Genomic DNA, 18,958 nt, shown 5'->3' with positions numbered 1-18,958 from the left:
ATGGGCTGGGGTACATCCCTCTGGATGAACTGGAAGCAAAAGAAAAGGCGTGACCGAAGTCACGCCAAATCTTCCCCATTTCGGGAGCTTTTGCAAATACTGTTTTATGGGAACTCTGCTACGGGGAACGCCCTGTTGTACATATCGTTGTCGTCTGTGGTCTTTGGCAGGGTGCGTCCTATTCGGGGGCGCACCCTGTTTTTGTTTTGAGCCTTTACCGGCTTTTTGAGCTTCAGCCCTCTGCTTCCTGAATCAGGATCGTCAACTGCTTCTGAACGCTGTCATCTGCTGTGACGGTCAGATGAATTTCGCCCGCAGCTTCTCCTGCGCGGATCACCGCCATACAGCAGCCGTCAAAGGTCTCGCTTTCCGGGGTGTCGTAACGCTCCTCGGAGCAGGGGTTTGCGCTGCCTACGGCTTCCAGAATGCCTGCACCCTCCAACTCCACCTTCAGGGTGTGCTTGGTGTGCAGATCTGCGGTGCCATTTGCATCCACGAATTGGATTATCACAAAGGCGGCATCCTCGCCGTTGGCTTGCAGGGTCTTACGATCTGCTGTAAGGGTCATCTGTGCATCCTGTGCGGTGCGCAGCGTGAACTCGCCGTCACACACACCGCCGGTATAGCCCACAGCCTTTAGCTCGCCGGGAGTGTAGGGCACACTGTAGGTGGCGGTAAAATCCACCATGGCACGGCGGCCCAAAGAAGCTCCGTTCAGGAACAGCTCCACCTCCTCCGAGGCGGAGTACACATCCACCGAAGCCATCTGTCCCTCAAAACCGGGCCATGTCCAACTGGAAAGGTTATCCTTGAACATCCAAGGCGTTTTGCTGGAGGTCTGACCGTTGTGTTCCATCCGCAGCACTGCCAGATAGGGTGCCTTCCGCAGACCGTAAACGATCTCCCGCAGATAGCTGATGGGGCGGCGGTTGCCCAGCAGATCCAGATCTCCAATGTAGGCGGTGCGTTCCGGGTAAATGCTGCTGAAGTTGGCACCACCATCGTAATGGAAGATGCCGCAGCCTGCCTCCCCCAGATAATCGTAGCCAGCCCATGTGAAGTCGCCGATCATGTGAGGATTCTCCTCCACGATGCGCCACAGCCGCACGATATCTGCCGGGTAAGTCTCGGTGCCCAGCACTGCCTTGTGGGGGTGCAGTTCATGCTCCAGCACATGGCGTCCGGTAAGGTAGTTCAGACCAATGACATCGCAGGAATCCTCGCAACCGGACAGCGCCTCGGTCAGCAGCGGATGGGTGGCAAAGTAGTCGCCCTTTTCCCCGGACATCAGGCTCATAAAGCTGTTCAGGGCATTGCTGCCGCCGCCATCGCCGCCGGAGGGACCGGGCTGCGCCGGGAATTTTCGCATCACATCCCCCATGATCTCCCGCAGGCGGTAACCGGCTGCCATAAGGCCGTTGAGGGCGTTGGTGGTGTAGCGGGTGGGGTCCAGCTCCCGGAAGGTGTTGCAGAGCCGCCGGTTGGTCTCTGCTCCGCTTTCCGAACCCGCCTCGGAGATCTCGTTGCCCACACAGTACAAAATAACACTGGGATGGTTGTAATCCTTGGCCACCATCTTTTGAATGGTGGGCTTCCAGTCCTGCTCAAAGTACAGAGCATAGTCGTAGGGGTTTTTCCGCACGTTCCATACGTCGCTCAGTTCGTCCATTACCAGCACACCGTACCGGTCGCAGGCATCCAGCAGCGCCCGCCCTGCCGGGTGATGGGAGGAGCGGATGGCGTTGAAGCCCGCTTCCTTTAATTGACGAATGCGGCGCTCCTCGGCATCAGGCAGGGTAGCTGCACCAAGAATGCCGTTGTCGTGGTGGATGCAGGCACCCCGTAGCTTGACGGTCTGCCCGTTGATGCGTACCCCATGCGCTGCATCGATGCTCAGGGTACGGATGCCGAAGCCGGTCTCTTCCCGGTCCAGTTCTTCCTCGCCCTCCAGCACCTGCATGGTGCTGGTGTAGAGGTTGGGGTTCTCCGGGCTCCACAGAGCCGGGCTGTCCACGCAGTACCGGAAGGAGACAGTTCTGCTTTCGCCGGGTTGGAGCAGGAGGTTTTGCCGGTCGGTGAGCACTGCCGTGCCCTCCCGGCAGATGGTCTGCTGCAGGGTCACCCGTTCTGTAACAGTGCTGGCAGACTGCACCTGTGCCGTCACATCCAGCAGGGCAAAGCCCTCGTCCGCCTCCCGGGTGGTGATACGCACGGTATCCTGCGGCAGATAGACCTTGTTGCCCACCAGCAGCCGCACCGGGCGGTAGATGCCGCTGCCGGTATACCAGCGGCTGTTGGGTTCCAGACTGTTATCTGCAATGACCTTCAGCAGGTTGTCGGCACCATATTTCAGGTAGGGACCAGCCTCCACGGTAAACTCCGCATAGCCGTTCACGTTCCGGGTCAGCAGCCAGCCGTTCAGGTAGACCAGCGCCGTCTGGTACACGCCCTCAAATACGAGGGACACCGGCTTGCCTTGCCACGCTTGCGGTGCGGTGAAATGCTTCTGAAAAATGTACTCGCCGCCGGGGTAGAAGCCGGTCTGTGCACCGTTTTTCGTGTCCGGGGTGCGGGCTTCATGGATCATGGCATCGTAGGGCAGATGCACGGTTTTGGTCTGGGTATTTCCCAGAAAGGAATTCATCCGGGAATTGCCATCTCCCTTTTCTACCGTCCAATCTGCGTTGAAATTCTGTCGAATCATGCCTGTGCCTCTTTCTGGTGTTCAGCATCCCACTTCTTATTGGCCTTTTCCACATCCAGGAAAGCCAGCAGCACTGTAATAATGATGCCGATCACAAAGGGGAAAGTGATGTACAGGTTGAAGATCATCCGAATGGCGCTTTCGCTCTGGACCGTTGCGGTGCCCACAAAGCCGCCCAGCTTCAACAGCCAACCCACAGCCGCAGTACCGATGCCGCCGCCGACCTTCACGCCCAGAGAGGAGCAGCTGTACATCATACCGTCCATGTGGACGCCGGTGGTGCGTGTGGTGTAGCCGCTGGCCTCAGCAATAAGAGCGTTCAAAGAGCCGCTGAGGGTACCTGCAAAGACGCCCTTGATGAACATGAACAGCAGGAACATGGAGAGATTCTTCTGCATGGCAAAGTAGATCATGGGAATGCCCAGCACGCTGCTGATGGCGTAGCCCCAGAAGTTGACCTTCTGCATACTGCCGGTCTTTTTGATGAGGACAGGCGCAAAGGCCAGTGCGATGATAACAGGGAACATCTTCATCATGGAGAACTGACCCAGCAGGCTGCCATCGCCCCAGTAATAGGTGGCGCAGAACACACCGGCACCGGTGGTCAGGTTGCTCATGATATAGTACACGATGTAGATGGCAAGGATCATCAGGTAATACTTGTTGTGGACGAGGATCTTAGCGGTCTCGGCAAAGCCATGCTTTTTCTCCTCGGCAACTGCTTTGCCTTCCTCTGCGGCTTCGCTGGTGTTACCGCTCAGTTCTTCCTCCGGCAGCTCTTTAACTGCAAGGCAGCTGATGGTGTTGACCACCAGACCAACGATCGCGAAGATCAGAGCCGTGGTACGCCAGCCTGCGGCACCGCTGCCGAACTTCTCCACCATGCCGGTAACGGCAAAGCCCATAAAGATGTTGGTGACGACCGCAAACATAAAACGGAAGGAGCCCAGCTGCACACGCTCATTGTTGTTCTTGGTGATCAGTGCTACCAGAGAGGAATATGCAATGCCGTTGGCAGTATAGAACACTGCGTTCAGTGCCGTGTACACGATGAAGAAGTAGATATACTGCATGGTGGTGCTGCCAGCCGGGATGGCAAACAGCAAAAACAGGCAGAGGGAAACACCTACCTGACCAAACAGCATCCACGGACGTGCCTTGCCCAGCTTGGAGTGGGTGCGGTCGATCAGGGTGCCAAAGATCACATCGCTGATGCCGTCCAGAACCTTGGAAGCAAGCATCAAAGAGCCAATGATGGCGCTGTCCAGACCCAGTGTTCCGGTCAGATAAAGCAGTACAAAGCTGGAAACCAGACCATAGGAGCAGTTAGAGGCCAGATCGCCGGAACCGTAGGCCAGCTTCTGATACCATTTCAGATATTTTTTCTCTGTCGTTGCAGTAGCAGACATGGGGATTCTCCTTTCAAGATGTGCTGTATCATTCACGGCGACAGAATGCGTCTGTCGCTTTACATTTTTTCAAAAGCACTCTATAATAAAGCCATCGGCCGCACAGCTTTTACAGAATGTTTTTGTATTGTGCCTATATTTTAGCAATTCCGTTCACATTCCACAATGACAGCATCGTGTGCCGCATCCATCAGATTGTATCATATTCGCACATTGCAGAAAAGGAGACTCTTTCATGAAACCGGATTCCACCAGCTATGAGAATATTTTGGAGGTTGAAAACTGGGGCAGTCAGCTCTCTACCTTCTACAAGATCATGTCCCCGGTGCAGATCACGCTGGAGTCCTGTACCGGTCTGGGAGAAACCGACCAATACAGCATTCAGATGTTCTCACCGAATGGCTGCTGGCTGCATGAAAACTCTATGGATGCTTTATTCCGTGCCCTCAGCTCCCGTCCGCTGCACCGCCACGATTATTTTGAACTGATGCTGGTGTTGGAAGGGGAGGTCATCCAACAGATCGAGGAAAAAGAATACCCCTACCGTGCCGGAACCTGTTGTCTGGTAAACCGCAGCATCCTCCATAACGAACGCTTCATTGGCCCCGCCAAGCTCTGTTTTATTGGTCTGTCTGTGGATTTTGTCCGCAGCCTGACGGAATCTGCATCCCTGCAATTATTTGAAGCCGAGCGCCATCTGCCGGAAAATCCCGTTTTGCAGTTCATGCTGGCAAATCTGGGACAAGACCTCCGAAAGGAATATCAGGACCTTTTCCCCACACCGGAAAACACCGATAGTGTTCAAACCCTGGCAACGCTCATCGCCCGCATGACCCACATCCTGCACGAACCCAGTGCCGCCGCCACCTATTATTTGAAGGGCGCACTTTGCGAACTGTTCGATTTTCTGTCGTCCGGGTTCTACGTCACCCCGGTGCACCTGAGCAGCAGCCCTGAAAGCCTGCTCTTTCTGCGTATCAGCCGTTTGCTGGAGGATACAGATGGCCGGCTGCCTCGCAGTGAACTGGCACGGCTTTTGAATTACAATGGCAGCTACCTCAATTCCATCGTCCAGCGCCGCACCGGTCTGTGTCTTTTCGATTACGGCATGACCTTCTGTTTCCAGAAGGCTGAACGGCTGCTGCGGGAAACAACACTTTCTGTCAGTGAGATCGCCCTACAACTCAAATTTACCAACCGCACCCACTTCTACGAACTGTTCCGACAAAAGTACGGCATGACCCCGCAACAATGGCGCAAGATGCAGAAAAGCGCAGAGCACTCTGAATAAGGTGCTCTGCGCTTTTCTCTTAATCTTCTAGCCCATGGCTCCCGGTTACGTTTTTCAAGTATCCCTCCGGGTCACCGTTCAGAATCAAATCCGCATAGCCCAGCGGATCATTGTAGATGAGGTAATCCAATTCCGACCTCTGTGCCATAGTCACATCCAACGCATCCTCGACCCCAGTGCAGTCGATGGAGATTTTTCTCCCACCTCGAAGCAGCAGTTCCACGCAGCCGGTGTCCATGTTGAATTTGCAGGCTCTTTCATCGTACTTCATGTTCGTTGTCCTTTCTGCCTTACGGCACTCTCACAGTGGTCTGTCGTGCTTTCTTATGATAAGGTCTGGGACGTTTTTCGATGGAAGCAAGAGATTCATTTTGTTTTCCGAAGAACACAAAAAATCCGAACCCTTCTCCTATTGGAAAAAAGTTCGGATTTTGTTGTTGTGGTGCACCTCCAGGGACTCGAACCCTGGGCCCACTGATTAAGAGAGCAAGCCGCCGGTTCGTCTCAATTTATGGAAGTTTCGAGTCATCGTCATTTTCATACAAAGCAACGTGATTTTTCACCCGGTAATTTCTGCACCCTTTGTCGAATTTTGCAACGAAAAGCACCCTCTGCACGTTTTGAAACCGTGCAAAAACCGTGCAGAAACCGTGCACTTACTCCCAGACAAACTAAAATCCACTTCATCCGACAACGACTTGACGGCATTGGTTTGGGTGGCCATTCTCTTATTTTTAGTACTTGCTGCATCACAAGCCGATTGGAAAGCATCTGACCTCATTCTCAGTATAACCCGTCGTTTTGTGTTAGAAAAAAGCAACACAGCACGATATGGTCTGTATGGCCTTGTAGTGGTATCCTTTTGCCAACAAGAAAACAACATAAAACGAAAGGAAAAACAAATGATGAAACGTATCTTTACCCTGATTACCTCTATTGTTCTAGCCACCAGTCTACTGGCTGTCCCCTGCTTTGCCGCTGAGCCTGAAGACTTGCCCACGCCGCAGCCTGGTGTGACCGAAACGGAACAGCCTGACGGTTCTGATCAGCCTGAGAATCCGGACAGACCTTCTATCCAGCCATGTGATGCTATGCCGGGCGTTGGAGACATGGGTTAACTCATAAAATCGATGTTCAAGTATTCTTTCGCTTCTTTTTTGACAACCTCTAACCCGATTTGATATCCAATGACTTTGCAGAGATAATACGATTGGTAGTACAATTCTTTGCTGATTTCGTCATCGCCCATAAAATGTCGGCATTCCGCTTCAATTTCCAGACATCGGGGCAATACTTGGTAATGTCCATATTGAATACAGGCTTCTCGTCCTTCTTTAGCGAGTGCAGCTCCTTCCTCATAGCGACCGCACAAATCCAGTACCCGAGCATAATTATAAAGGACCAAAGGCAACACCCCAATAGATGTTATGGTTTCCTTAAAATGCTTACGCACATACTTAAGCAGCTGATAGTAGATTTCAGCTGCTTTTTTATTTTGGCCAGCATCAGAGTAAGCAAGCCCAATCTGATTGATAATTGTGATTTCATCTCTTGTATAAAGGAAACTTTCTATACTCTCTAGGTCAAAGCGGGGCACAGTCAGCTGAATTGCCTGCATTAGCAGATCGATTTGTTCCAGCGGCGTGTAGCGTCCATCTAAGCGTCCCAGAAGTACCCTTGAACGCAGGGCAAATTGCTGCGCAATTTGATCATCCGGATCTGCCAGCTTTTCAAATTGTGCAAGCTTCTCAAAGCCCTCCGGCACCTTTTCGGTCACATTGCAGGCAACAATTTCTTTCTGAAGAGCTTCCATCTCCAGTTCATTTTTACTCAGCAGAGCAAAATAGCGGTCATCCGGCAGGCCCAGACGCTGCAAAAGGGCATTGATCCGGTTGCGGCTGGGGGTCTGTTTCCCATTTTCCAGCCGGGAAAGAGTCATAGGCTCACAGATTCCATAGCAGAGCTGCTCCTGGGTCAAACCCAGATCCAGCCGCCGCTGCTTGACGTACTCGCCAAGAAAGACATTCTTCATCCCTAAACCCTCCTATAGAAGTAATATCTCTATTATTATAAAGGATGGCACAGCGGATTTCCAGTGAACGGTTCAACTTTTACTGAAAACTTATCGTTTTGTGTTATTTTCAAGTAACTCGGCACGATATGTTCAGAAGTGCGTCGTGCTGCTACAATATAGTCACAGCGATGAACCAAACATCCAGAGCTGAAAAAAGAAAAGAGAAACAGAAAATGTATACCGTAACTTTTTCCAATGAAGAGCTGGAAGAGATGAAGGCAAACGACGCGGTTGTTATCGTTAGCTGCGATGATGACAACGGGCACCGCCTCTACTGATCAGTGACGGTTTCCCAAGGAGCAAATGTTTGCTTCTTGGGATTTTTCTGTATAATGGAACCATGTTTTATGAATTGAAAAACGGAACGCTTGTGGAAACCAAAGACGCACAGGGGAATTTTGATCTGACACAGGTCCTTGGAAATAAATATTTAGAAGATGTTGATTCCGAAAAATGTGTTATTGTTGATACGTACAGCAATAGATGTTTCCTCATCTCAAAAGATCTCCTCCACCATGGTGTGAGCGAAGAAGTATACCACAAAATGCTGGATAGCGATGAAACCGACTCAAACAAGTCAAGCGAAGAAGTCACTTTCATCTTAACAATTACGTATAAATGCAACATGCACTGTACTTACTGCTATCAGCAAAACGATAAAACCTTGGAAAAGAAACTTATCAGTGATGAAACTCTGGATAAAATTTTAAGTATCATTGCACAGTATATGGAAGCAAATCCGAACAAGACCGTTCGACTGGGTTTATTTGGTGGCGAACCCTTGCTGATCGAGAATGAGAAAGTAATTGATAAAATTCTCCAATTTTGCAAAGAGCACAAAACCACTGTTCATATCACCACAAACGGAAGTTTCCTTTCGTATTATTTGAAGAAATTTATCATCAATCGTCGCTTCATCAGCGGTATTTATCCCACAATCGACAGTATGGCGTTAAATTATATGACGCGATACGATCTTGATCCGAGCCGGAACAATACAAATGAAACTTTCAAACTCCTGTGCTGTATTAAGACACTTCTGCATTACGGCATCCATGTGGACTTAGGAACCAATATCGATAGGCACAATCATAAAGAAATCTGGAATACACTGGATGACTTGAAGAAGTTACAGCTTTTGCAGGATAAAAACTTTGCGTGGACTATTGGTCGAGTAGATGATCGTTTGTATGAAACAAATTTCCCTGACATCATGATGGAAAGTGAGATTCTCGCTGAGCTTCAAAGCAAGCCTCTCCCGGACAATGTTCACGCGGCATTTTTAAAGACCTGCTATAACTTTGCCGACAAAATGGGCCTAAAGTTGAATTTGCGGGAGCATAAACAAACACATAGTTATTGTTGGAGCACTTCGTCATCCAGTAATGTTTTTTATGTTGATATGAATCTGAAAACATATCGTTGTACTTGCACAGTTGGTAGATCTAGGTACAGCCTTTTTGATTTTTCCTATGAAAATTTAACAAATTATCGGCCCGTCGCTGTAACCTGCAATTCTTATGCGGAGTGTAAGGATTGTAAAATCGGTGGCTTCTGCGGTGGCGGATGTCAGCTGTCCCACCAAATCGATTTCAAAAAGTGCTGTACATATGAAGAAGAAGTTTTTTCTCACTTCATGAAAACACTGTTTATTCCTTATATTAAATCCAAATATAACGAGGTGAATCAAAATGAACGCAAAGCTGAAAACAGATGCACTTGACCTTACCTCTCTGCTCAATGGGCTGGTGTTTTTCTCCCCAGTCTCTCTACTGGTACGAACCACTGCAGGAATCTCTCTCAGCCAATTCTTCATTTTGCAAGCAATTATGGCTACTATGGTCCTCCTCACAGAGATTCCTCTCGGAAAGCTGACCGATCGCATTGGCTATAAATCCACGTTGGTACTATACCAGATCGCGCTGCTCATTTCGAGAACCTGCCTCTTGCTGGCTCATGTAAGCTGCAATTATAGTCTGTTTATTTTACAGGCTATCCTCGAAGGCACAGCGGCTTCCTTTTCTTCTGGGACGCAGAGCGGCTATATTTATATTATGTTTTCAAAGGAACATTACGCTGAAAAATCTGCACATGTCGCCAATTATGGAACTGTCGGATTTTTTGCCAGTACCCTAGCTTATGCGGTCCTGTACACGCTGATTGGCATCAAGGGTCTGCTTCTGGCAACGATTGCCGCAAACCTTGTTGCTGTCTTTACCTCTTTAAAAATCCCCAAGGAAACAGTGCAGCCCAGAAGTGAAACGCGCCAAAAGAAAAACATTCCCTATCCGCAGTTGTTTCAGCAGAAAAAGATATGGATGCTTCTAATGATTTTGGCAGCTTTGAACATTGGCCGCATTCTGATCAATTTCTTCTATGCGGAGAAGCTGCAGTTGTGCGGGATCAATGAAACCTGGCTCGCCGCAATTATTATGGGTTATTCTGCAATTCAGTTGCTGTCCGAACGGATTCTCGCCCGTACCAAGCCTGAACACTATAATCAAATGATGGCACTGTTTTTCATTCTGAGTGGAATAGCCCTTGGTGTGTTGGGCTTGGTCAATGTGCCGGTTTGGACTATCCTATTTATGCTGATCCTTCCGCTTTTTTTGGATATTCCATCCTATCTGCTGGGAGAAGTCCAAAACAGCATTGTAGATGCTGCCGGCAGGGAAGACAATCGCGCCGAGCTGCTTTCCGTCTTCAACATGGGCGTCAATGTTACTGAAATTTTTTATCTGTTTGGCTCATCACTACTGGTGAGCGCCGGGTCAACGGCTTGTTTTGTCATCCTCGGTGCTTTTATGACCGTAGTTGGAATTGGCATCTGTCTTTCTGTGAAGAGCGCATGGTTGCTTTCACTTCAAGAAAAAAAGAACGGCAACTAATTTTAGTCTACAATATCAAGAGGGCTTATATATGATGTCTGGATACATCTCCGATTGCCTAGGAGAAAATTTCAGTTGTATTCAACCCAAGCCAATATTACCTCAAAAATTCAATTGGGATGTCTTCATGGCCACACTGATTCCTACTGAAGGGTGTAATTTTCAGTGTTCATACTGCCACAAAAACCACCCGGCAGCCAGTATGACTCGTGACACACTGGACCGAATTGAGGAGTATATAACTGCACAAGCGCCGCGCTATAAACAGGTCATACTTGCATGGTTTGGAGGTGAACCTACTCTTTGCAAAGACACTGTGCTGGAAGTGTCCAACATTGTGCAAAATCTGCAGAAACAGTATGGCTTTCACTATGCTGCCAATATGACCACCAATGGTTATCTGCTGAATGACAAGCTATTTCGGCAGTTCTATCAGGCAGGGATCACCAGCTATCAAATTACAATTGATGGTTGGAATCACGACAAGACTCGGCCCCATGTATCCGGCAAGGGAACCCTGCAGACCATCATTAACAATCTGGTCGCTCTTTCCAAGTTGCCCCCGGAAGAGTACTCCTTCCATATCACGCTACGCCGTAATCTTCTGGCCGGCGATGAGGACTACAGTTGGTACGATTACCTTTACCGTTTGTTTGGACAGGATAAACGCTTCGATGTACTTGTTTGTGCAGTTGGTGACTGGGGCGGCAAAGGCTCCCACGATCTGTCACCCCTTCACCAGGATACTCAAGAGGTGTTGGTTGCGAAGCATATTGCATATCTGGATAAAATCGGGATGCTGCGTTATAATCAAATGTACTGTGTCTCCCGTCCAAATCGTCTTGTATTCTGGCCCGACGGGAAAATTGGAAAATGTACTGCGGCTCTTAACCGTCCTCAACCCCAGTTAGAATGAAGCCGTTCAAAAAAGACGGTATGATCGATCCAGAAGTTCAGCATCTTTAGATGTCTTCTGCCCTGAAACCTGATTGCTGTGGCAACCAGAATGTTTTGGTGATAAGCGCAAAGCTCAGTTCGATCATGTGTACGAGTTGACGCCCGCATCTGCTATTGCCTGAAGCCGGGAGGCAACGCGATAGCCGGAAGAATCCAAAGAAACCGCGCCGGGGTTTCGTGGCACACGACTTTGGTTACAAAGTCTAGTGTGTTACACCTTGGTTCCGACTGATGCGGAAAAGGGGCTGCGAGAGGCTCCGGCAAGCACCTGTTCTGCGGCAGAAGGATGCGCGGATAGGCATGGCAGCTAATGGTTTCTGCCCACCCAGCGCAGGCTTGCAGAGGAACCAATGGTGTACGTTCTCCCGTCCTGCCGCAGCAGCGTTTCTCCTATAAGGCGCAAGACAAATGATCAACGTCTGTGCTTGCCCCGCATCCCTGCCTTTGTGCGGTGCTTCAACATAGAGGATTTGTTGAATACCCGCAGCAGGGTCATCTGTTCTTCTTTCGTCAGCTTGGAATAGTCGATGCCGATCTGTCCCATCAGGACATTCATCTTCTTTTCCAACGGAGAACCTTCAAACTTCTGTGCATTTTCAAGCTGCTTTTTTGCTTGCTCGATCGCTGCGCCGTCCGATGTGGTCTTATCGGTCCCATGTGCCGCTTTGATCTGCTTCAGGATCGCCGCCAGCTCATCATAGAGGATCTGCCCGAAATATTCGTCCTCGTTGATCTGCGCCGCCTTCAGCGTCCGCATGGTCAGGTCCTCTGCATCGGCATGGTATCGCTTTTCCAGTTCCTGCCGGGTGGCTTCCACCATGGCATTCATATCCCGGATGCGGTCACTGACCAGACCGTCCACACAGATCTCAAGGTCGGTCATCCACCGGGAAAAATCGGGATGTTCCAAAAGTTCACACAGCAGCCGATGATTGAAATTCCCATTCCTTAATACGTCCACTGCGCCATCGCTCAGATGCAAGTCCGAAAGGACTGCATCTGGGCGTTTTTTGTTTTCCGTCACACCCAACAGGTAGTCCGTGGTCACGCCATAGAACTCAGCCAGCGTTGTCACCGCATAAATGCTGAGGTCGGTCACATCGTCACTCTCGTATTTCAACAATGCCGATTTGGACAGACCCGTCTGCTCTGCCAGCGTTTCCAGCTTCAGACTCCGCTCCACACGCAGGTCTTTGAGCCGTTCTCCCAGTGTCAGCTTGATGTTCATGGTCGCACCTCCGATGTTTTTTGCACAGTATACCACTTCCGGCGGTTCCTGTCCATAAGCGTGGAATTTTGCAGTTTCTGCACCTGTTTTCCGACATTATGGATATACGGCACAGCAGCCATGGAGGTGCTATCCTATAGACAGAAGGAAAACATATCACTCCCCAGCAGCGAACATATTAAGGGCTTCCCGTAAAAGCCCTCCCGAATCATATAACCGAACCTTGACAACAGAATGACCGTCCGAACTGCCCAGACCGCCAAGACCTCCCATCGGGGGAGCGAGCGCCCTGCATAGGGCCGACACAGAGTCCAAAAAGATTTCCTGTCGGGAGGCAGCAAGGGAGACCGGCTTCACCGAAGTTCCCATTTGGGGGACCCCGGTGACTTTGAACGTGGCAGGGATCAAAACGATCCGTGCCAAAACCTTTGACCAAAGGAGAAATTTTGAGTTTATATCAAAAGATCAAGTCCGCCATCACCGTTCGGCAGGTGGGAGAGATGTACGGCATGGAGCCCGACCGCCATGGCATGGTGTGCTGTCCGTTCCATTCTGACAGCGACCCCAGCATGAAGCTGAACGACACCTATTATTACTGTTTTGGCTGTGGGGCCAACGGAGATGCCATCGACCTCACCGCCAAACTGTTCGACCTGAACCCCCGGCAAGCCGCCGAGAAGCTGATACACGACTTCGGGCTTGACCCGGACAAGCCGCCCGCCAATGCCATCGCCCTGCTGCCGCCCAAGCGTGGCCTGACAGATGAGCAGTGGGCAGACATCGCCTACTGCCTGCGGGTACTGACCGATTATCTTGACCTGCTGCATGACTGGCGAGAGCGTTATAAGCCTGCCACCCCGGAGGAGCCGCATGACCCACGGTTTGAAGAAGCCCTCCACGCGACCGAGACCATCGAGCACTTGACGGACTGCGTTGCATTCGGAACGCCCCAGCAGAAGGCCGATGCCGCTGCACGGCTGCTGTCCGGGTCATTCCTGCTGATGCTGGAGGAGCGCACCGACCGCCTTTCTCTGGCAAAGTGCGCCTGATAATTTATTCACCTGAAGTGGTGGGTCTCACGGTGAGACCCACCACTTCACTTTTCTAAAGGAGAACCACCCTATGAAGAAAAACATTTCCCGCAACCCCTTATGGCCGGACTGGTACAACGGCAAGAAGATCGATGAAGTCCAGTTTGGCCGTGCCTTTCTGGAACAGTGGCCGCTGAAATGCGTCAACGGAACGCTGTACACGCTGGACGGCCCGGTGGAGGACGAGAGCGAGATCAAGCAGCGCATCTTGGAGAACATCGAGGAATATGTCACCTCCGGCCTGTCCAAAAAGGTCACCAACATTCTGGAGACCATCAAACTGCTGGCCTTTTCCGACCCGTTCCCCATCGAACAGGACTGCATCCACCTCCAGAACGGCGTGTACCATCTGCCGGACGGCACCTTTCAGGAGAGCCGCCTGTTCTGCCAGAACCGCCTGCCTGTGAAGTATGCCCCAAAAGCCCCCACCCCTGACCGCTGGCTGACCTTCCTGCACGAACTGCTGGACGATGCCGACATTCCTACCTTGCAGGAATATCTGGGCTACTGCCTGATCCCCAGCACCAAAGGTCAGAAGATGATGCTCATTGTTGGCAAGGGCGGCGAGGGCAAGTCTCGCATTGGGCTGGTGCTGAAGCGGCTCATGGGAGATGCCGCCAGCAATGGCAGCGTCCAGAAGGTGGAGAACAACCGCTTTGCCCGTGCCGATCTGGAGCGCCGCTTGCTGATGATCGATGACGACATGGACATGAACGCCCTGCCCAAGACCAACTATATCAAAACGATTGTCACTGCCGAAGCCAAGCTGGACTTGGAGCGCAAGGGCGTCCAGAGCTACCAGCGGGACATTTACGCCCGGTTTCTCTGCTTCGGCAACGGTGCGCTGACCTCGCTGTATGACCATTCGGACGGCTTCTTCCGTCGCCAGCTCATCCTGACCACCAAGGACAAGCCCGCCGACCGCACGGACGACCCATTTCTGGTCGAGAAGATGTGCGCCGAGTTGGAGGGCATTCTGCTGTGGTGTCTGGAAGGGCTACACCGGCTGGTGCAGAACAACTTCCGCTTTACCGTCAGCGAACGTGCCGCTGCCAATGTGGACACCATCAAGCGCAGCAGCAACAATGTCATCGACTTCATGGAGTCCGAGGGCTACTTCCGTTTCAAGGCGGACTACTCCATCAGTTCCAAGGAGTTCTACGACATTTATAAACAGTGGTGCGAGGACAACGCCTGCCACAGCGTATCGGCCATCCGTTTCAGCGCAGAACTGCGCCAGAATGACCGCCGCTACAACCTTGAAGCCACCAACAACATCTACCTGCCCGGTGGCCGCAGGGTGCGGGGTTTTGTAGGCATCGAGCCGCTTGTCCACCCCTGCCCGTAAAAAGTGCATTTTTTCACGGAAGAAGTTCGTACAACCTGTACGGTCTGTACTTGTACGCACCTGTACGGCGAATTGAAGCGAATTAAAACGTGGTGTCGTTTATATTTCGGATTTCTGTACACCGTACGAACCGTACAGGTTATTTGAAGTCCGTACGCAATTTTTTCAGATGCGTACGGAGCAATCAAGTTCGCATTGTGCGAACTTGTCGGGGCGAGGCCCCTCCGTCTTGCTGGCGCAAGACCGTTCGGTCACTTAAAAGCCCCATTGGGGCTTTCATTGCTTCGCAAACGTGAACTCGATTAGCTCTCCCGCAGGAGACGTTCCCCCTCGGAGAGCCCACTACACTTTGCAGACCTCAGGGATGAAAGTGTCATAGTGGGTTATTACACTTCCGAAGAAGTGCATCTTCGTTCCCCGTCACCTCCCGATGAACCTTGAAAGGAGGGATGCCTTTTGGCAAGAAATGATGGTATTGACCGCACCAGTGTCCGAAATCTCGCCGTTTCGGATAAGGCTGTTGGCAACACCCAGCAGCACAACGAGCGTGAAAAGGACAGCTATCGGAACCCCGACATTATCCCCCAGCGCGCTGCATGGAACGTCCACTTCAAGAAGCCAACCGCCAGCTATACTGACCTGTTCGCCCAACTGGAAGCCGATGGAACCATCTCCACGCGCGGCCTGAAGCCGGATGCCACCCATTACTGCGAACTTGTCTTTGATGTCAACTCAGCCTACTTCGACAACCACGGCGGCTACGAGTTCGCCAAGCAGTTCTATGCGGATGCCTACAAAGCTGCTGTGCAGATTGTGGGTGGTGAGCAGTATATCCTCTCGGCAGTCATGCACGCCGATGAGATCAACCGTGCCATGACCGAAGCATTAGGCCGCGAAGTTTACCACTATCATCTCCATGTGCTCTATGTGCCCGTGGTGGAAAAGCAGATCCTCTGGTCGAAACGCTGCAAGGACAAGGCACTGGTCGGCACCGTCAAGGAGACCGTCATGCAGGTCAGCCGGAGCAAGAAGTGGGCATCCAAGCCCCTGCTGGACGATGCCGGAAAGCCTGCGCTGCAAAAGAACGGCAAGCCAGTCCTGAAGAAGTCGTACAGTGTCCTGCAAGACGATTTCTTCAACTATATGCGCAACGCCGGGTACACGGATGTAGAGCGCGGTGAACGCGGCAGCACCGAAGAGCACCTGACTGTCACTCAGTTCAAAGTCCAGCGGGAGCAGGAGCGTCTGGACAGCCTGACCGCACAAGCCGATGAACAAGCACAGGCGCTTGCCAAAACCTGTCAGACTCTCTCCAAAAAAGAGAAGGAGCTTGCCGCTGTACAGAAAAAGACCACGCTCACGAAAGAAGCCCTCATTCATGCGCGCGATCTGGATTATATCGGCAAGCGCACCTTTCTCGGTAACTACTCACTGACCGAAGAAGAATTCTCCAAACTGAAAAAGCAAGCCGACCACGGCTATATGATGGACGTGGAGAACCGCCGCTTGAAAGAAGAACTTTCCACCGCCAAGAAGGAGGCCGTTCGTTGGAGCAACAAGTACCACGACCTGTGGTACGACGTGAAACCCTATCTGGATGCTCTCCACCGTGCGCCCGAACTGGTGCGCGGCTTTCTGGAAAAGATTCTTGCCCCCAAGCAGGAGCGCACCATGAATGTGCCGCAGCAAAACCGTAAGCGTGGGCAAGATGTAGAACTTTAAGCTGAATTTTTAGATGATATGACAATATAAGGAGAAATGCTTATGGATTTTGACCGTAATTTTATGAACGTCCCTGTGCAATCTTCCGATTATACGAAAAGCTTCTTGCAAAAAGACTCGAATCCCACTACAATGGAAGTGGTCACTCAAACCAATGCCGTCAAGTCTCCGACTGACAGCCCGGCAACCACGAAGCTGGTGTACACGGTGGAAGAGATTGCACGAATGCTGGCCATCAGCCTGCGCTCTGCTTACAACCTGTGCAACAGCACCACCGAATTCCGTGTCCTGCGGGTAGGCGGAAGCATCCGTGTCCCGAAGGACAGCTTCGATGCGTGGCTCAACCGGGCAGCTTGATAAGGAGGCAACAGTATGGCATATATTACAAAACGCGGCAACTCTTATAGCGTCCGCTACACCTACGAAGATGAACACGGCAAGAGCTGCGACAAATGGGAGAGTTTTCCTACAAAAGAGGAGGCAACGAACCGAAAGAAGCAAATTGAGCACGAACTGGCGGCTGGCACTTTTCTGATCCCGTCCTCGGTGACGGTAGCAGAGTTCCTCATGGATTGGCTGCCCAAGCAGTGCAGCAAGCACAAGTGGGCACCTAAGACCTACGAATCCAATCTTTCCACCATTCAGAATCTCATTATCCCCTATATCGGCAGCATGGAGATGCAGAAGCTCAAGCCCTACCACATGGAGAACCTCTACACGACCCTGAGCAAAACGCCCTGTAGTTCGTATATCGAGGGCAAGAAGCAGGAACTGACCGAAAAGCAGAAGCAGCGTTTCCTTTCCGGCACAACGATCCATGAGGTGCACCGGCTGCTGGGCACTGCCTTCCAGTATGCCGTAGAGTGGGGCATCCTTGTCAAAAGCCCTGTTCCCGTGGACAGCCCCAAGAAGTCTACGCAGGAGCGCACCATCTGGACGGTAGAGGAAATGAGGGCGGCTCTGGACAGCATGGAGGACCCCATCCTGCATCTGGCAGTCCACCTCACACTGGTGGGCGCACTGCGAGAGGGCGAGATCGTAGGTCTGACCCCGGAAGACCTCGATTTTGACGCTGCGGATGGCATCGGAACATTCCGTATCAACAAGTCCATGCAGCGGGTGCGAAAAGAAGCCCTGAATCAGGTAGACGATGGCTGCATCATCAAGGTATTCCCGGATAAGTTGGAACGCAGCACCACTTCCCTCATCCTGAAAAGTACCAAAACCGCATCCTCCTGCCGCACCATCTTCATGACCTCCGCACTGAAAGAGGAATTGAAGAAGTGGCTGAATCAGTTAGCGGCAGACGAGAGAAAAGACCCGGCACGTTACCATGACAGCGGAATGCTGTTCCGTCTGCCCAACGGTCTGACTGTGGAGCCTGTGCTGATCCGCAAGAAGTTCCTCAAATGGCAGGATGCACACCCGGAGTTCCCTCGTATTGTGTTCCACGGTCTGCGGCATTCCAGTGCAACCTATCAGCTGATGATCTCCGGCGGCGATGTGAAGGCCGTTCAAGGCACCACAGGACACGCCACGGCAGATATGCTGGTGAACACCTACGCCCATATCCAGCAGTCCTCCCGCGTGGAACTAGGCAAGAAGTTTGAGGAAGGCTTCTATGCTAAGTCCGAAAGCCCCAGCCCGCAGGCTGTACCCGCTGCAGACGAACCGACCATCTCTATGACCGCTCTACTGGAGCTTCTGAAGAATGCAGACCCCGAAGTAAAGGCCCAGCTCCGTCTGGCTCTGCTGACCTGATGCAAAATTTACTACGCATTTCAAAGCAATTCCAGCCCATGCAGAGGATTCCTATGAAAACGCCAACCGTGCAAAAACCGTGCATTGACCGTGCAAGCCCCGATTTTTCGGGGTTACATAACAAAAAAGAACGCCAAATCTTACGATTTGACGTTCAATATCTGGTGCACCTCCAGGGACTCGAACCCTGGGCCCACTGATTAAGAGTCAGTTGCTCTACCAACTGAGCTAGAGGTGCATATGGTGACCCGTACCGGAATCGAACCGATGTTAAAGGCGTGAGAGGCCTCTGTCTTAACCGCTTGACCAACGGGCCATATAAAAGTCGGCGACTACCTATTTTCACAAGCCGTTTCCGGCTAACTATCTTGGGCACGAGTGAGCTTAACTACTGTGTTCGGAATGGGAACAGGTGGGACCTCACCGTCATCGTCACCGACCATATGACTGGTTCAGTATACCATACGGTCTACTGTTTGTCCAGT

General features: G+C 51.5%; 15 protein-coding genes, 2 tRNA genes and 1 rRNA gene. 10 read left to right on the top strand and 8 right to left on the bottom strand.

Going from position 1 to position 18,958, the window contains the following annotated elements; translation table 11 throughout:
• Positions 1-232: 232 nt before the first annotated feature.
• The gene (locus J3350_RS13375; protein ID WP_207686967.1) at positions 233-2,704 is read right to left on the bottom strand and encodes a glycoside hydrolase family 2 TIM barrel-domain containing protein; all 2,472 of its coding nucleotides are present in this window, start codon (positions 2,702-2,704) and stop codon (positions 233-235) included.
• Entirely contained in the window at positions 2,701-4,113 is a 1,413-nt protein-coding gene (locus J3350_RS13370; RefSeq protein ID WP_117527279.1) for an MFS transporter, read from the bottom strand. Before J3350_RS13370 ends, J3350_RS13375 begins: the two co-directional genes overlap by 4 nt.
• A gap of 235 nt (positions 4,114-4,348) precedes the next feature.
• On the opposite strand from J3350_RS13370, the gene J3350_RS13365 reads away from it, so the two are divergent.
• Entirely contained in the window at positions 4,349-5,404 is a 1,056-nt protein-coding gene (locus J3350_RS13365) for an AraC family transcriptional regulator (RefSeq protein WP_242700297.1), read from the top strand.
• Positions 5,405-5,423: 19 nt separating this feature from the next.
• Here J3350_RS13365 and J3350_RS13360 read toward each other — a convergent pair whose 3' ends face one another.
• Positions 5,424-5,675, bottom strand: a complete 252-nt coding sequence (locus J3350_RS13360) for a DUF6061 family protein (RefSeq protein ID WP_207686966.1) — start codon at positions 5,673-5,675, stop codon at positions 5,424-5,426.
• Between the two features lie 280 nt (positions 5,676-5,955).
• Between J3350_RS13360 and J3350_RS13355 the strand changes: the two genes are divergently transcribed.
• The gene (locus J3350_RS13355; protein ID WP_207686965.1) at positions 5,956-6,522 is read left to right on the top strand and encodes a hypothetical protein; all 567 of its coding nucleotides are present in this window, start codon (positions 5,956-5,958) and stop codon (positions 6,520-6,522) included.
• Here the strand turns inward: J3350_RS13355 and J3350_RS13350 are convergent.
• Positions 6,519-7,436 carry a helix-turn-helix domain-containing protein gene (locus J3350_RS13350; RefSeq protein WP_156071739.1) on the bottom strand — a complete coding sequence of 306 codons (918 nt, stop codon included), beginning with the start codon at positions 7,434-7,436 and terminating at the stop codon, positions 6,519-6,521. The genes J3350_RS13355 and J3350_RS13350 overlap by 4 nt on opposite strands.
• Before the next feature lie 349 nt (positions 7,437-7,785).
• On the opposite strand from J3350_RS13350, the gene J3350_RS13345 reads away from it, so the two are divergent.
• The 3 genes from J3350_RS13345 to J3350_RS13335 are packed head-to-tail and all read left to right on the top strand — an operon-like array spanning position 7,786 to position 11,282.
• Complete coding sequence (locus tag J3350_RS13345; RefSeq protein WP_097793640.1) at positions 7,786-9,201, top strand: radical SAM protein; 1,416 nt, start codon at positions 7,786-7,788, stop codon at positions 9,199-9,201.
• Positions 9,170-10,366 carry an MFS transporter gene (locus J3350_RS13340; protein WP_097778984.1) on the top strand — a complete coding sequence of 399 codons (1,197 nt, stop codon included), beginning with the start codon at positions 9,170-9,172 and terminating at the stop codon, positions 10,364-10,366. The genes J3350_RS13345 and J3350_RS13340 overlap by 32 nt, the downstream gene beginning before the upstream one ends.
• Positions 10,367-10,397: 31 nt before the next feature.
• Positions 10,398-11,282 (top strand): radical SAM protein, encoded by an 885-nt coding sequence (locus tag J3350_RS13335; protein WP_207686964.1) that lies wholly within the window; start codon positions 10,398-10,400, stop codon positions 11,280-11,282.
• A gap of 453 nt (positions 11,283-11,735) precedes the next feature.
• Here the strand turns inward: J3350_RS13335 and J3350_RS13330 are convergent, their stop codons facing one another.
• On the bottom strand, positions 11,736-12,551 hold the full coding sequence (locus J3350_RS13330; protein ID WP_207686963.1) for a helix-turn-helix domain-containing protein: 816 nt from the start codon (positions 12,549-12,551) through the stop codon (positions 11,736-11,738).
• Between the two features lie 446 nt (positions 12,552-12,997).
• Between J3350_RS13330 and J3350_RS13325 the strand changes: the two genes are divergently transcribed.
• The 5 genes from J3350_RS13325 to xerC all read left to right on the top strand — a co-directional run bounded on the left by J3350_RS13325 (position 12,998) and on the right by xerC (position 18,473).
• Positions 12,998-13,600 carry a CHC2 zinc finger domain-containing protein gene (locus J3350_RS13325; protein ID WP_223382355.1) on the top strand — a complete coding sequence of 201 codons (603 nt, stop codon included), beginning with the start codon at positions 12,998-13,000 and terminating at the stop codon, positions 13,598-13,600.
• A 73-nt stretch (positions 13,601-13,673) separates the two neighbouring features.
• Positions 13,674-14,990, top strand: coding sequence for a phage/plasmid primase, P4 family (locus tag J3350_RS13320; RefSeq protein ID WP_207686962.1), 1,317 nt, complete (start codon positions 13,674-13,676; stop codon positions 14,988-14,990).
• A gap of 456 nt (positions 14,991-15,446) precedes the next feature.
• Entirely contained in the window at positions 15,447-16,712 is a 1,266-nt protein-coding gene (locus tag J3350_RS13315) for a plasmid recombination protein (protein ID WP_207686961.1), read from the top strand.
• Between the two features lie 42 nt (positions 16,713-16,754).
• On the top strand, positions 16,755-17,069 hold the full coding sequence (locus tag J3350_RS13310) for a helix-turn-helix domain-containing protein (protein ID WP_370569330.1): 315 nt from the start codon (positions 16,755-16,757) through the stop codon (positions 17,067-17,069).
• A gap of 15 nt (positions 17,070-17,084) precedes the next feature.
• Complete coding sequence (gene xerC / locus J3350_RS13305; RefSeq protein WP_207686960.1) at positions 17,085-18,473, top strand: tyrosine recombinase XerC; 1,389 nt, start codon at positions 17,085-17,087, stop codon at positions 18,471-18,473.
• Between the two features lie 162 nt (positions 18,474-18,635).
• Here the strand turns inward: xerC and J3350_RS13300 are convergent.
• The 3 genes from J3350_RS13300 to rrf form a co-directional block, all read right to left on the bottom strand.
• Positions 18,636-18,711: transfer RNA gene (locus J3350_RS13300), tRNA-Lys, on the bottom strand.
• A 3-nt stretch (positions 18,712-18,714) separates the two neighbouring features.
• Positions 18,715-18,789: transfer RNA gene (locus J3350_RS13295), tRNA-Glu, on the bottom strand.
• A gap of 7 nt (positions 18,790-18,796) precedes the next feature.
• Positions 18,797-18,913: ribosomal RNA gene (gene rrf / locus J3350_RS13290) — 5S ribosomal RNA — on the bottom strand.
• Positions 18,914-18,958: the final 45 nt, after the last annotated feature.

The sequence above is a fragment of the Faecalibacterium sp. Marseille-Q3530 genome (assembly GCF_017377625.1).
Taxonomy (GTDB): domain Bacteria; phylum Bacillota; class Clostridia; order Oscillospirales; family Ruminococcaceae; genus Faecalibacterium; species Faecalibacterium prausnitzii_E.
Note: the sequence above shows the minus strand (reverse complement) of the source record. Positions and strands in the feature narration are given on the sequence as shown.